Origin of the sequence: Streptomyces pallidus (ex Mingjun et al. 2026) (genome assembly GCF_051550185.1) — a bacterium.
Classification (GTDB): Bacteria; Actinomycetota; Actinomycetes; order Streptomycetales; family Streptomycetaceae; genus Streptomyces.
Genome location: NZ_CP196181.1, coordinates 3,834,947 through 3,848,062, shown reverse-complemented (window position 1 = coordinate 3,848,062; position 13,116 = coordinate 3,834,947). Strand labels below are relative to the sequence as shown.

The following is a 13,116-nucleotide window of genomic DNA, read 5'->3' as shown; positions in this document are numbered from 1 at the left end:
CGCCGTTACGACCCCCGTGCGACCGCGCGACCGTCCGGACCCCCTTGACGCCCCGCCGTGCCAGGTGGACGCTCCCGCGGTCGCGAACACACGGTTGCAGCTGGGGGGCCGCCATGCCGGAGCAGTCAGTCGATTCCGTACAGACGGCGGGAGAGCTGCGCGCGCAGCTGGCGGAGCAGGGCGCGCGCTGGTCGGTCTCGGAGCACCTCGCCGACGACGAGGCCGTACCGCGCCCCGCGCTCGGCCTGGAGCAGGGGGCCGACCTGACGACCGCCGCGCAGGCCGGGACCGTCGACCTGCACGCCCTCCTCGGCCGGCCCAGTGCCAACCCGCACCTGACCCGCCGCCGCGCCGCGCACGGCCTGCTGCCCGGCACGCCCGCCGGCGTGGCCGGCCCGGCCGGGGCACGGCCCGCCGCCGTCGACTGGCGCAGCCGCTGGGGCTGGCCCTGGATCACCAAGGTCAAGGACCAGAACCCGTGCGGCTCCTGTTGGGCGTTCGGCGCGACCGGCCTGGTGGAGTCCATGGCCCGGATCGAGCACGGCGTCTGGGCCGAGCGTTCCGAGGGGGACGTGCACGACGGGCTGCGCTTCTCCTGCGGCCAGGGCTCCAACCCGGAGGCCGCCCTCGACTGGATCCGGGCCAACGGCGGGCTCGCCGACCCGGACTGCTGGCCGTACTCACCGCCCCCGCCGTCCGTGCCCGCCGACCGGCGCGACGCCTGGCGCGCCGAGTACACGCCCAGTTGGGACCGGTCCGGCCGCACCGTCCGGATCGGTGACCACGTCCGCCTCGGCGACGTGGAGCAGCAGAAGGTCTGGCTCGACACCGTCGGCCCGCTCACCGCCTGCTTCGACGTGTACGACGACTTCTTCGGCCTCGGCTCCGGCGTCTACCACCGCACCAGCGACCGCTTCGCGGGCGGCCACTGCGTACTGATCACCGGCTACGACGACGCCGCCGGCTGCTGGCTGTTCAAGAACTCCTGGGGCACCGGCTACCACGTCGGCGGCCACGGCCGGATCGCCTACGGCGAGGTCAACATCGACCACTGGGCCAAGTGCGGACTGCGCGGCACCAACGTCGACCCGTGGACCAGGCGCCGCCTGCACTCCGGGAACGTCTACGAGAGCGGCAACGGCCGCGCCCACCGCAACTTCGAGCTGCTCGCCACGACCGCCGGCAACCGCCTCCAGCACTGGTGGCGCGAGGGCGACGACCCCTACCCGTGGGCCCGCGCCGCCGTCTTCGCCGCCGACGCCTCCGGCCAGCCAGCCTTCACCGGCACCACCTACAACCGCAACATGGAGTCGGTGCACGTGACGACCGGCGGCCGGCTGCGCCACTCGTACTACGAGCAGTCCGCCGGCACCTGGCGCGACGGCGGAGCCTTCGGCCCGGGCGACGCGGCCGTCGGCTCCACGCCCGCGTTCATCCAGAGCGACTACGGCAAGCCGGGCAACTTCGAGGTGGTCGTGCGCACCGCCGACGGCCGCCTGAACCACTGGTGGCGGATCAACGGCGCCCCCTGGACCTGGAACGACGGCGGCCGCTTCGCCTCCGGCATCGCCCACTTCGGGCCCGCCCTGGTGCAGACCCGCAGCCGCCACCTCGACCTCGTCGCCACCCGTACGGACGGCCGCATGCAGCTGTGGTGGCGCGACGACCCGAGCGGTTTCGCCTGGCGCCCCGGGGAGGTCTTCGGCAGCGCGGTCACCTCCGCGCCCTGCCTGATCGAGGGGCAGTACGGGGCCACCGACGAGGACGCCGCCGGGAACTACGAGCTGTGCGTGGCCGTGTCCGGCGGCCGGGTGGAGCACTGGTGGCGGGGCAACGGGGCCGGCGCGGACTGGCGGCGCAGCGCCGTGTTCGGGCACGACGTCCTCGCCGTCACCGGGATGCTGCAGGGCAGCTTCGGGTTCAACCTGGAGGTCGTCGTGCTGCGCACCGACCGGCGGCTCCAGCACTACTGGCGCGACGGCGCGGGCTGGCACGAGGGGCCGGTGATCGGCCCCGCCTGACCCGGGAGGGAGGCGGTCGCGGGTGGAGGTGCGCAGGCTGGTCCTGGGCGCGGGCGAGGCGTACGAGGTGCGGCTCGCCGGGCGTGGCGCCCGCGGCTACGTGTGGACCTGGCAGGTCACGGGTGATGCGGACGCGGTCGCGGTGGACGCGGCCCCGAGCCCGCCCGTGGCGCTGCCGCAGGGCGCCGCGGTCGAGCTGGTGTACACGGTGCGGGGGACCCGCGCGGGCGGGCGGGCCCGGATCCGCTTCGCGCAGGTCCGCCCGCCCTACCCGCAGGAGGCCCCGTACGACGAGCTCGTGCTGGAGGTGGCGGTCACCTCCGGGCGGCCCCGCGGGGCTTGAGCGCCCAGTGCTGTACGGACTCCAGCGGGCCGCGCGGGAAACGGCGCAGCCACAGCCGGGACCCGGCGGCCAGGACCAGTGACACGGCCGCCCACAGGCCCATCACCCACCAGGGGCCGGTTCCGGCGAAGCGGGCGGTGAAGCCGAGGCCGATCCCGTAGCAGAGCAGCATGCACAGCAGGTTCTGGCCGACGTAGGCGGACAGGGCGGTGCGGCCGATGTTCCCGAGGGCGCCGGCCCCGGGGAGGACGCGGCGGTCCAGGGCCCAGCCGATGAGGCCGATGTAGCCGACGGCGACCAGCGGGGCGATCGCGTAGCGGCCGAGCACGAAGAAGTCGGGCCCGCCGAGCGCGGCCGCGGTGCCGAGCGGCATGCCGAGGCCCAGGCCCCAGCCGGCCATGCGGGCCCGGATCCGGCGCCCGGCGGCGGTCGCGGTGAAGGCTCCGGCCCGGTGGAGGCGTACGCCGAGCAGGAAGAGGAAGACCAGCAGGCCGAAGGAGAAGACGGGCTCGACGCGCAGGGCGAGGGCGTTGTCGAGGCGGAAGCCGATCTGGTCGGCCCAGCCGCCGTCGGCGTAGAGGCGGACGGCGGCCGGGTCCGGGGCCTCGGGCCCGGTGTCGTGCCGGGCCAGGTCGCCGAGGGTCACCAGGCCGACGAGGGCCAGGTGCACGGCGGCGGCCGTCCACAGGGCGGCGCGCCGCACCCGCTCGGAGCGGGCCAGCAGCCAGGCCACCAGCAGGGCGGTGACCGCGTACCCCATGAGCACGTCCCAGGCGAAGACCAGCAGGAAGTGGACGGTCCCCTCCAGGAAGAGGAAGGCCGCCCGGCGGGGGTAGCGGCCGGGCCAGGGCTGTCCGCGGCGGGCGGCGGAGTCGTACTGGATGGCCAACCCCACCCCGAACAGGATGGTCAGCAGGGACAGGAACTTGCCGTCGGCGAGGAAGCGGAAGACGAACTCGGCGACGGACGCCGGGCCGGGGTCGGCGATCGGGTCCGGCAGGTGCAGGCTCCCCTGGAGCACGCTCCACTCGGAGCCGGGGGAGGTGAAGATCCAGACGTTGGTCATGAGCGTGCCGAGGATGGCGGCGCCGCGCAGGACGTCGAGGAGCGGGAGCCGGGCCCCGTCGGCGGCCGTGGCGGTCGCGGTCGCGGTCGCGGTGGCGGTCGCCGGCGCGGTCTGCCGGGGTCCGGGAGCGTCGGGGCGGGTGCTGTGAGCCATGTCCTCAGCGTCCCGGCGGGCGGGGCCCGTCTCGTCCTGCGGGCGGACGAAGCCGGTGTACATCCTTCGATGCAGCGGCCGGGGGCGGCGGTCCGCATCCTGGACGGCCCGAGCCGGTGCACCCTTCATGTATCTAACCTGTGCCCATGGCCGCTCCCGCATCCGCCCCCGCGTCCGCATCCGCCCCCGCGTCCGCATCCGCCCCCGCGTCCGCATCCGCCCGCGCGTCCGGCCCCGTCGCTGCCGCCCCGGCCCCCGTCACCGCCGCCGAACGTGTCTACCGGCACGTCAAGGACGGCGTACTGGACCGCCGCTACGAGGGCGGCACCCTGCTCACCGAGGGCGAACTCGCCGACGCCGTCGGGGTGTCGCGCACCCCGGTCCGCGAGGCCCTGCTCCGGCTGGAGACCGAGGGGCTGCTGAAGCTGTACCCGAAGAAGGGCGCCCTGGTGCTGCCGGTCTCCGCCCAGGAGATCGCCGACGTCATCGAAACCCGGCTGCTGGTCGAGGAGTTCACGGTGCGCCGGGCGGTGCCCGCGCCGCCCGCACTGCTGGACCGGCTCGACGTCCTGCTCGACGAGCAGCGCCGGCACGCCGCCGCCGGCGACCTCGCCGCGGTGACCGCCGCCGACCGGTGCTTCCACGCCGAGATCGTCCGCCACGCCGGGAACCGGATCCTCGGCCGCCTGTACGACCAGCTCCGCGACCGGCAGCTGCGCATGGGTGCGGCCCTGCTGCACGCCCACCCCGAGAGGGTGCAGAAGACCCTGGCCGAGCACGCCGCGATCCTGGCCGCCCTGCGCGCCGGCGACGCGGACGCGGCGGCCGCCGCCGTACGGGGCCACGTGGGCCGCGTCGAGGCCCTGGTCCGGGGAACGGGCACGGGCATGCAGCCGGAAACGGCGGCGGGCACGGCGACGGGCACGGGCCGGTGACCGGGGCCGTACCGCAGGATCCGCCGGGCGGGCGGCGGGCCGCGGCCGTCTGGTCCATCGGCGTCGCCGTCTACTTCGTCGCGGTGGTCTTCCGTACCAGCCTGGGAGTGGCCGGCCTGGAGGCCGCTGACCGCTTCCACGTCAACGCCTCCGCCCTCTCGACGTTCTCGCTGCTCCAGCTGCTCGTGTACGCGGGCATGCAGATACCCGTCGGCCTCATGGTGGACCGGCTCGGCACCAAGCGGGTGCTGACCCTCGGCGCCGTCCTGTTCACCGCCGGCCAGCTCGGCTTCGCGCTGGCCCCCTCGTACGGCACGGCGCTCGCCGCCCGCGCCCTGCTGGGCTGCGGGGACGCCATGACCTTCATCTCCGTCCTGCGGCTGGGCACCCGCTGGTTCCCGGCCCGCCGCGGACCGCTGATGGCGCAGCTGGCCGGCCTGGTCGGCATGGCCGGCAACCTGGTCTCCACCCTGGTCCTCGCCCCCCTCCTGCACGGCCTGGGCTGGGTCCCGGCCTTCGCGGGCAGTGCGGCCGCCGGCCTGCTGGTGCTCGTCCCGCTGGTGCTGTTCCTGCGGGACCACCCCGGGGGCGTCGAACCGCCGCCCCCGGTCCGGCCCGCCGCGGGCGGCGGGGGCTTCGTCCGCCGGCAGATCCGGGACTCCTGGCGGGAGCCCGGAACCCGCCTCGGCCTGTGGGTGCACTTCACCACCCAGTTCCCGGCGATGGTGTTCCTGCTGCTGTGGGGCATGCCCTTCCTGGTCGAGGCGCAGGGCCTGGAGCGGACCACCGCGGCCGGGCTGCTGACCCTCGTGGTCGCCTCGCACATGTGCTTCGGCCTGGTCTACGGCCAGGCCATCGGCCGCCGGCAGGGTGCCCGGCTCCCGCTGGCGCTGGGCACCGTCGGGCTGACGGCCGCGCTGTGGGCCGCGGTCCTGGTCTTCCCCGGCGAGCGGGCGCCGATGTGGCTGCTCGTCACGTTGTGCGTGGTGCTGGGCGGCTGCGGGCCCGCCTCGATGATCGGGTTCGACTTCGCCCGGCCCGCCAACCCGCCCGAACGGCAGGGCACCGCCTCCGGCATCACCAACATGGGCGGCTTCCTCGCCTCCATGACCACCCTGCTGGCGATCGGCGTGCTGCTGGACGCCACCGGCGGCGACTACCGGATCGCGTTCTCCTCGGTCTTCGTCGTGCAGTTCCTCGGGCTCGCCCGGATCCTGCGGCTGCGCGGGCGCGCCCTCGCCCGCGAGCGGGAACGCGAAACCGCCCGCCCGGCCGGGCTCCCACCGCAACGACCGGCGCCCGCGCCCGCGCCCGCGGCGGCTCCGGCTCCCGCTCCCGCTCAGGCCCCGGCGTCCGCTCCCGTCCGTACGACCCCGGGCGGCAGCGCCGAGTGACGGGCGTTCACGTGGGCGGCCCGGTGCGGAGGCGTGCCGGTCCACCGGCGGCCGGGCGGGGCAGACCCCCGTCCTTCCCCGCCCGGCCGCCGGTGGGCCGCACGCATCCGGCCGGCCGTGCCGAGCCTAGGGCCGTCCGGAGCCGGCGGCTGTGCGCCCCGCGCAGACATCGTTGACCTGCTGCGCAACCGCCTCCCGAACCGCCCGGTGCCGGTACTCGGTCGGACTCGTCCCGTACGCGTCGCGGAACGAACGGCTGAAGACCGAGGGGTCGGCGAAACCCCACCGCGCGGCCACCGCGTGCACCGGCAGGCCCGCCCGCGCCGGGTCCTCCAGCTCGGCCCGGCACCGCTCCAGCCGGCGTCGCCGGATCCCGGCCGCGGGCGTCTCGCCGCGCTCCCGGAAGACCTGCTGGAGGCGGCGCAGCGAGATGCCGTGCCGGGCGGCGACGGCGGCCGGGGTCAGCTGCGGGTCGCCGAGGTTGTGCTCCACGAAGGCGTCGATCCGCTCCCACAGGGCCCGGGTGCGGGCCTCCGGCGTCAGCGCCTCCTCGGCGCCCAGCATCCCGGCCAGGCAGGCCCCCACCAGGTCGAGGGCCATCGTCCCGAGCCGGTTCAGCTCCGCCGGACCGCAGTCCGCGCCGTGAGCCGCCAGCGAGCGCACGTACTGGGCGAGGATCGCCCCCATCCCGTGGCGGCCTGGGATGCGCTGCGCGAGCAGCCGTTCCACCCGGGCGCCGCGCACCGGCAGTGCGTGGCGCGGGAACGACAGGGTGACCGCCCGGACGAGGCCCCCGCCCGGGGGCACGGCGTCCGAGGTCATGGGCAGCGACGTGTCCCACAGCACCATGTCCCCGTTGAACATGCCCGAACGGTTGCGGTTCTGGTCGAGCGACATCACGCCGTCGGTCACCAGGCCCAGCTGGTACTGCTCGGGGTCGCTGCGCCGTACGTGGGCGGCCGTGCGCAGGGAGGTGAGGGCCGTGAACCCGAACGTCGACACCTGGACGGGGCCGAGGTCGAGGACGGAGGCCTCGGCCCAGAAGTGCTCGGCCCGCTCGCTCCTGATCGACGTCGGCACCAGTTCCTGCGCGATCACGTCCGTGAACCAGTCGAGCCGCTCCCCCTCCGGAACGGCCCCGGCCGACAGCCTGGACCACATGTCCGCGCCCCCTCTTCCCTTGATCGGTCTTCACCCCGGTGACGGGGACGACCAACCGCCGGCTGCGGTTCTCGCCCGCGCCGCCGGCGCGCCCGGGGGACCGCGGGGACCGCTCACGCACGTACTGCGGCGGCCGGAGGGGACGGGGGCGACGGGACCTTCCTCCGCGGCCCGGGCCGGGCTCCCCGCGCCGGGATCCCCGCCCGCGTGCGGGGAGCGCCCCCGGCCCGCCCGCCCTACGGCGTGACGGCGAAGTTCGCCAGGATCGCGGCCGCGAGCTCCGCGTCGCCGTCGACCTTCACCCGGTCGGCCACCGCGTGCGGCCGGACCCGGCCCGCCGCGAGCCGTACGTACGTCTCCCAGTCCGCCGCCAGCGTCACCGCGGGCCCGAGCGAGGGCGTCGAGTCGACCGTCCCGCGCCCCGCACCGTCCACGCGCACCGTCCGCAGGAACTCCACCGGCCCGTGCACGTCGATGACGACCGCCGAGTTCGCGGGCGCCCCCGCCAGCCTGGCGACCACCTTCGGCAGCCCGGCGAGGAACATGTCCCGTGCCACGAACGCGCCGGGGGAGTCCCAGTTCCCCGGCACGCCGAGCGCCGCCCGCAGGTCCTGCTCGTGGATCCACACGTCGAACGCGCGCAGCTGGAGCGCGAACTCCAGGGTCACCTGGTTGCCGAGCGGGCCGCGCACCATCGTCGACGGGTCCCGCTTCTCGTTGCGCAGCTGCCGCGCGCGCCGGATGACCGTGTACTCCAGCTCGGAGGTCATCTCCGGCGCTGTGTGGTGCCGGCGGACGTCAACCTGGACCTCCATGTACCGGGTGAACTCGTCCACCACGTGCCGCAGGTCCCTGGGCAGGGTGTGGATCGGCCGCGGGTCCCCGAGCATCTCGGTCTCGACGCCGATGACGTGCGACACCACATCGCGGACCGACCAGCCGGGGCACGGCGTCGCCCGGTTCCACTCGCCCTCCGTCAGGGGGAGGACCAGCTCGGTGATCGCCTCGATGGAGTGCGTCCACGCGTCGGCATAGGGCTGGAGACTGGGATGCGGATGGACGGTCAACGGGACCCCTCGCGTGCTGTTCGGCGTGCCATGTCTGGAAGCGTGTGGACGGTCGTGGGCGGTTTCCAAAACTACGCTGCCGGTGGGTACCCCGGCAGTGCTTTCGTGTGACGATCGTAGGCCGAGTTGACGGCTTGAACACCAGGATGGTGGTAGTGTGCGCGCCTCGCTGATCCAGATCGCGGTGACCGACGGGGAGTCGGTGGCCCACCGCCGGGCCCGGGCAGCCGATCTCGTACGGGAACAGGCCGGTTCGGACCTGGTGGTCCTGCCCGAGCTGTGGACCGTGGGCGCCTTCGCCTACGAGCTGTTCGAGACCGAGGCCGAGCCCCTCGACGGTCCCACCTTCGAGGCGATGTCGAAGGCGGCGAGCGACGTCGGCGTCTGGCTGCACGCCGGGTCCGTCGTCGAGCGGGCCGGCGACGGCTCCCTCTACAACACCGCGCTCGTCATCTCCCCGGCGGGCGAGCTCGCCGCCAGCTACCGCAAGATCCACCGCTTCGGCTTCGACCAGGGCGAGGCCGTGATGATGTCCGCCGGCGACTCCCTGACCACCGTGACCCTGCCGGAGCAGACCCTCGGCATCGCCACCTGCTACGACCTGCGCTTCCCCGAACTGTTCCGCGGGCTGGTCGACGCCGGAGCCACCACGATGGTCGTGGCCGCGGGCTGGCCCGCCCGACGCCGCGCACACTGGACCCTGCTGAACCGGGCGCGCGCCGTCGAGGACCAGGCGTACGTCCTCGCCTGCAGCCTCTCCGGCACCCACGCCGGGGTCGAGCAGGCCGGGCACAGCCTGGTCGTGGACCCGTGGGGCGAGGTCCTCGCCGAGGCGGGCCCCGGCGAGGAGGTCCTCACCGTCGAGCTGGAGGCCGGGAAGGTCGCCGAGACCCGCGAGCAGTTCCCGGCCCTGAAGGACCGCGTACTCGGCCTGCACGCCCCCACCCGCTGACCCCACCGCCCGCCCGCCCCGCCCGTGCACTGCCGGGCCGGGGCGGGCAGAGGCACGCGGCGTGGGGCGCGGGGCGTGGAGATAGGTTTCCCCCCATGCCCCAGCTGCTCTACGTGACGGACCTGTCCTACCCGGCCCGCGGCCGCCGCTACGGCGACGAGGACGTCTTCCTCACCTCGCGCCTGCGCACCCGCTTCGAGCTGGCCCTGTGCCATCCCGAGGACGCGCAGGCCCTGATACCGCGGGGCTTCGACGCGGTCGTCGTCCGCAACAGCGGCCCCGTCCTGAACTACCAGGAGGCGTACGACTCCTTCCGCGCGTCCGCCCTCGCCGCCGGCACCCGCGTCTACAACCCGCTCACCGGCCGCGGCGACATGGCGGGCAAGCAGTACCTCCTCGACCTGACCGCCGCCGGCTACCCGGTCATCCCGACCGTCGACGACCCCGCGCACCTCGACCGGCTGCCGCAGGTCCCGGAGTACGTGGTGAAGCCCAAGCAGGGCGCCGACTCCATCGGCCTCACCTTCACCCCGGAGCCGGCCGGCCCGGCCGGCGAGGTCCTCGTCCAGCCGCGCATCGACTTCGCGTACGAGGTGTCCTTCACGTACGTCGACGACACCTTCCAGTACGCCCTGTACGCCCCCGATCCGGCCCGCCGCTGGGAGCTGGTGCGGTACGAGCCGACGGCCGCCGACCTGGACTTCGCGGCCTCCTTCATCCGGTGGAACACCCTGTCCCACGGCATCCAGCGGGTGGACGCCTGCCGCGCCCCCTCCGGCGAACTCCTCCTGGTCGAACTGGAGGACCTGAACCCCTACCGCTCCCTCGACCTGCTGCCGCCCGAGGTCCGGGACCGCTTCGTGGACGCCCTGACCGCCTCCCTCGACTCGTTCCTGGGCAGCTGATCCCCCCGCCCGATGTCACAGGGGGATGCGAGGCTCGCCCCATGGACACGCAGACCTTCTGGAAGCTGATCGAGACGGCCCGCGCCGAAGCCGCCCCGGACCGTGTGGCCGCGCACGCCGCCCAGTTGCTGGCCCTGCACCCACCGGCCGAGATAGCGACGGCCCAGCAGGTGCTGTGGGACCTCCTCGCCGAGTCCTACCGCAGCCCCCTGTGGGCGGCCGCGTACGTGATCAACGGCGGCTGCTCGGACGACGGCTTCGACTACTTCCGGGGCTGGCTGCTCACCCAGGGCGAGGCCGTCTTCGCCGCCGCCCTCGCCGACCCGGACTCCCTCGCCGGGCACCCGGCGGTCCGCGAGGCGGCCGCGGAGGGCCTGGAACTGTGGGACGAGGAGGCCCTCTCCATCGCCTGGACCGCCTACGAGCAGGCCACGGGCCGGGAGCTGCCCGCGGACTCCTTCACGATCGGCTACCCGCCCCTGGACCCGGCCTGGGGCTTCGACTTCGACGACCGGGCCGAGACCGCCGCCCGCCTGCCCCGCCTGACCGCCCTGTTCGACTAGAGCCCGCTGGTGTCGAGCTCGATGCCGAACGGCTCGGGCAGCCGCACCGGCGTACCGAACGAGTGCGGCCCGTCGACCCCGGTGTACCCGAGCCGCCCGGGCCCGGAGTACACCGTGACGGTCTTCTCCACCCGGTCGACCAGCAGGTACAGCGGCGCCCCGTACTCGGCGTACCGCTTCCGCTTGAGCACGCGGTCGGTCTCGGCGTTCGAGTCCGAGGTCACCTCGACGACCAGCAGGGTCTGGTCGGGGAGCAGGGCCTGAGCGCCCCTCACCAGGTCCTTCGGGACGACGGCGAGATCGGGCACGTACCAGTTGCTGGACCCCGGAAGATCCAGGTTGCCCGAGCCGGTGACGCAGCCCAGTTCCCTGACCCGCGGCTTGATCTGGTCGCGGATCTCCTCAGCTGCGTTCTCGTGGTCCCAGCTCGGCGTCACGTTCGCGACGACCCCCTCGATCAGCTCGGCGCGGTCTCCGCACAGGCGCTGCAGGGCGTACTTCAGGGCCCGCTCGGGATCGATGCCCTCGCTGTAGTCGATGGGCCCGTGTGCGGTGGTCATACCGGACGCCTCCTTCGCTCCCCGCCGCCAGACTCGCACGTGGGCGCCGGGCGCGTCGTCACCCCTGCGAGTGGATATGCCCGGGGCAGGTGTGCCGGTCTGCCGGGTACACGCGGATGGCAAGCTTGAAGGATGAACGATGCCGCCCCGGCGCCCACCCCCGCGCCTGCGCCCCGCCGCCGTGCCCGTGTCCGTGCCCCTGAGCTGATCGGCAAGGGCGGCTGGCTCAATACCGGAGGCAAAGAGCTCACCCTCGCCGACCTGCGAGGTAAGTGCGTTGTTGTTGATTTTTGGACGTTCTGCTGCATCAACTGCCTCCACGTCCTCGACGAGCTGCGCGAGCTGGAGGAGAAGCACCACGACACCGTCGTGATCATCGGGGTGCACTCGCCGAAGTTCGTCCACGAGGCCGAGCACGCGGCCGTCGTCGACGCCGTCGAGCGCTACGAGGTGCACCACCCGGTGCTGGACGACCCCGAGCTCGCCACCTGGAAGCAGTACGCCGTACGGGCCTGGCCCACCCTCGTCGTGATCGACCCCGAGGGGTACATCGTCGCCCAGCACGCCGGCGAGGGGCACGCGCACGCCATCGAGCGCCTGGTCGAGGAGCTGGAGGCCGAGCACGGGGCCAAAGGCACCCTGCGCCGCGGCGACGGGCCGTACGTGGCGCCCGAGCCGGTGGCGGGCGAGCTGCGGTTCCCCGGGAAGGCCCTGGTCCTGCCGTCGGGGAACCTGCTCGTGTCGGACTCGACCCGGCACCGGCTCGTCGAGCTGGCTCCGGACGGGGAGACCGTCGTGCGCCGCATCGGCAGCGGGGAGCGCGGCTTCGGGCCGGACGCGTTCAGCGAGCCGCAGGGCCTGGCGCTGCTGCCCGACGGGCGGGTCGTGGTCGCCGACACCGTCAACCACGCGCTGCGCACCTTCGACCCGGCCACCGGGGCCGTCGAGACGGTCGCCGGCACCGGCCGCCAGTGGTGGCAGGGCTCGCCTACCTCGGGCCCGGCCCTGGAGGTGGACCTGTCCTCCCCGTGGGACGTGGCCTGGTGGCAGGACCGGGTGTGGATCGCCATGGCGGGCGTCCACCAGCTGTGGACGTGGGACCCGGCGACCGGGACCGTGGAGGTCGCCGCCGGCACCACCAACGAGGGCCTGCACGACGGGCCCGCCCCGGAGGCGTGGCTCGCGCAGCCCTCCGGGCTCGCGGCCGCCGGGGACCGGCTGTGGATCGCCGACTCGGAGAACAGCGCCCTGCGCTACGTCCAGGCCGCCACCGAGGGCGACGGCGACGGCGAGGGGGACGGCTACGTGCTGCGCACCGCCGTCGGCACCGGGCTGTTCGACTTCGGGCACCGGGACGGCGACGCGGACCAGGCGCTGCTCCAGCACCCGCTCGGGGTGACGGCCCTGCCCGACGGCTCGGTAGCGGTGTGCGACACGTACAACCACGCCCTGCGCCGCTTCGACCCGGCGACCGGCCAGGTCACCACGCTCGCCACCGACCTGCGCGAGCCGAGCGGCGCGGTGCTCGTCGGCGAGGACATCGTGGTCGTGGAGTCCGCCCGGCACCGGCTGACCCGGCTGCGGCTGCCGGAGGAGGCGGTACGGGTCGACGCCGTCGCCCACCGCACCCAGCGGGCCGCCACCGAGGTGGCCCCGGGCACGCTCCGGCTCGACGTGGTCTTCCAGGCGCCGACCGGCCAGAAGCTCGACACCCGCTACGGGCCGTCGACGCGGCTGCTGGTGTCCTCGACCCCGTCGGAGCTGCTGCTGTCCGGTGAGGGCACGGGCACGGACCTGTCCCGGGAGCTGGAGCTCAACCCGGAGGTCGCCGAGGGCGTGCTGCACGTCTCCGCGATGGCGGCGTCCTGCGACGACGACCCGGCCAACGAGTACCCGGCGTGCCACGTCCACCAGCAGGACTGGGGCGTCCCGCTGGCCCTCACCCCGACGGGCGCGACCCGCCTCCCCCTGGTCCTCGCCGGCCTCGACGCCTGAC

Annotated in this window: 12 protein-coding genes; 8 read left to right on the top strand and 4 right to left on the bottom strand. The window is 74.5% G+C overall.

The window, feature by feature from the left end:
* Window positions 1-113 precede the first annotated feature (113 nt).
* Together ACSHWO_RS16865 and ACSHWO_RS16860 are read left to right on the top strand one after the other, a co-directional pair.
* Window positions 114-2,021, top strand: a complete 1,908-nt coding sequence (locus ACSHWO_RS16865; protein WP_438312846.1) for a C1 family peptidase — start codon at window positions 114-116, stop codon at window positions 2,019-2,021.
* Window positions 2,022-2,043: 22 nt separating this feature from the next.
* Complete coding sequence (locus ACSHWO_RS16860; RefSeq protein WP_438312844.1) at window positions 2,044-2,364, top strand: hypothetical protein; 321 nt, start codon at window positions 2,044-2,046, stop codon at window positions 2,362-2,364.
* Here ACSHWO_RS16860 and ACSHWO_RS16855 read toward each other — a convergent pair.
* Entirely contained in the window at window positions 2,336-3,583 is a 1,248-nt protein-coding gene (locus tag ACSHWO_RS16855) for a DUF418 domain-containing protein (protein WP_438312842.1), read from the bottom strand. The genes ACSHWO_RS16860 and ACSHWO_RS16855 overlap by 29 nt on opposite strands.
* Before the next feature lie 146 nt (window positions 3,584-3,729).
* Between ACSHWO_RS16855 and ACSHWO_RS16850 the strand changes: the two genes are divergently transcribed.
* Window positions 3,730-4,518: a GntR family transcriptional regulator gene (locus ACSHWO_RS16850; RefSeq protein WP_438312840.1), complete on the top strand. Its 789-nt coding sequence runs from the start codon at window positions 3,730-3,732 to the stop codon at window positions 4,516-4,518.
* A complete protein-coding gene (locus ACSHWO_RS16845) occupies window positions 4,515-5,912 on the top strand; it encodes an MFS transporter (protein ID WP_385844275.1) in 1,398 nt (465 codons plus the stop codon). Before ACSHWO_RS16850 ends, ACSHWO_RS16845 begins: the two co-directional genes overlap by 4 nt.
* A 126-nt stretch (window positions 5,913-6,038) precedes the next feature.
* On the opposite strand, the gene ACSHWO_RS16840 is transcribed toward ACSHWO_RS16845, so the two are convergent.
* Window positions 6,039-7,073, bottom strand: a complete 1,035-nt coding sequence (locus tag ACSHWO_RS16840) for a helix-turn-helix domain-containing protein (protein WP_385844278.1) — start codon at window positions 7,071-7,073, stop codon at window positions 6,039-6,041.
* Between the two features lie 236 nt (window positions 7,074-7,309).
* Complete coding sequence (locus ACSHWO_RS16835; protein WP_438312837.1) at window positions 7,310-8,140, bottom strand: maleylpyruvate isomerase family mycothiol-dependent enzyme; 831 nt, start codon at window positions 8,138-8,140, stop codon at window positions 7,310-7,312.
* Between the two features lie 157 nt (window positions 8,141-8,297).
* On the opposite strand from ACSHWO_RS16835, the gene ACSHWO_RS16830 reads away from it, so the two are divergent.
* The 3 genes from ACSHWO_RS16830 (at window position 8,298) to ACSHWO_RS16820 (ending at window position 10,560) form a co-directional block, all read left to right on the top strand.
* Window positions 8,298-9,092 carry a carbon-nitrogen family hydrolase gene (locus tag ACSHWO_RS16830; protein ID WP_385844284.1) on the top strand — a complete coding sequence of 265 codons (795 nt, stop codon included), beginning with the start codon at window positions 8,298-8,300 and terminating at the stop codon, window positions 9,090-9,092.
* Window positions 9,093-9,187: 95 nt separating this feature from the next.
* Window positions 9,188-9,997: a hypothetical protein gene (locus ACSHWO_RS16825; RefSeq protein ID WP_438312835.1), complete on the top strand. Its 810-nt coding sequence runs from the start codon at window positions 9,188-9,190 to the stop codon at window positions 9,995-9,997.
* A 41-nt stretch (window positions 9,998-10,038) separates the two neighbouring features.
* Entirely contained in the window at window positions 10,039-10,560 is a 522-nt protein-coding gene (locus ACSHWO_RS16820; RefSeq protein WP_438312833.1) for a DUF4240 domain-containing protein, read from the top strand.
* Here ACSHWO_RS16820 and ACSHWO_RS16815 read toward each other — a convergent pair.
* Complete coding sequence (locus tag ACSHWO_RS16815) at window positions 10,557-11,120, bottom strand: Uma2 family endonuclease (RefSeq protein ID WP_438312831.1); 564 nt, start codon at window positions 11,118-11,120, stop codon at window positions 10,557-10,559. The genes ACSHWO_RS16820 and ACSHWO_RS16815 overlap by 4 nt on opposite strands.
* A 132-nt stretch (window positions 11,121-11,252) precedes the next feature.
* Here ACSHWO_RS16815 and ACSHWO_RS16810 point away from each other — a divergent pair, with 132 nt between their 5' ends.
* Window positions 11,253-13,115: an NHL domain-containing thioredoxin family protein gene (locus ACSHWO_RS16810; protein ID WP_438312829.1), complete on the top strand. Its 1,863-nt coding sequence runs from the start codon at window positions 11,253-11,255 to the stop codon at window positions 13,113-13,115.
* Window position 13,116: the final 1 nt, after the last annotated feature.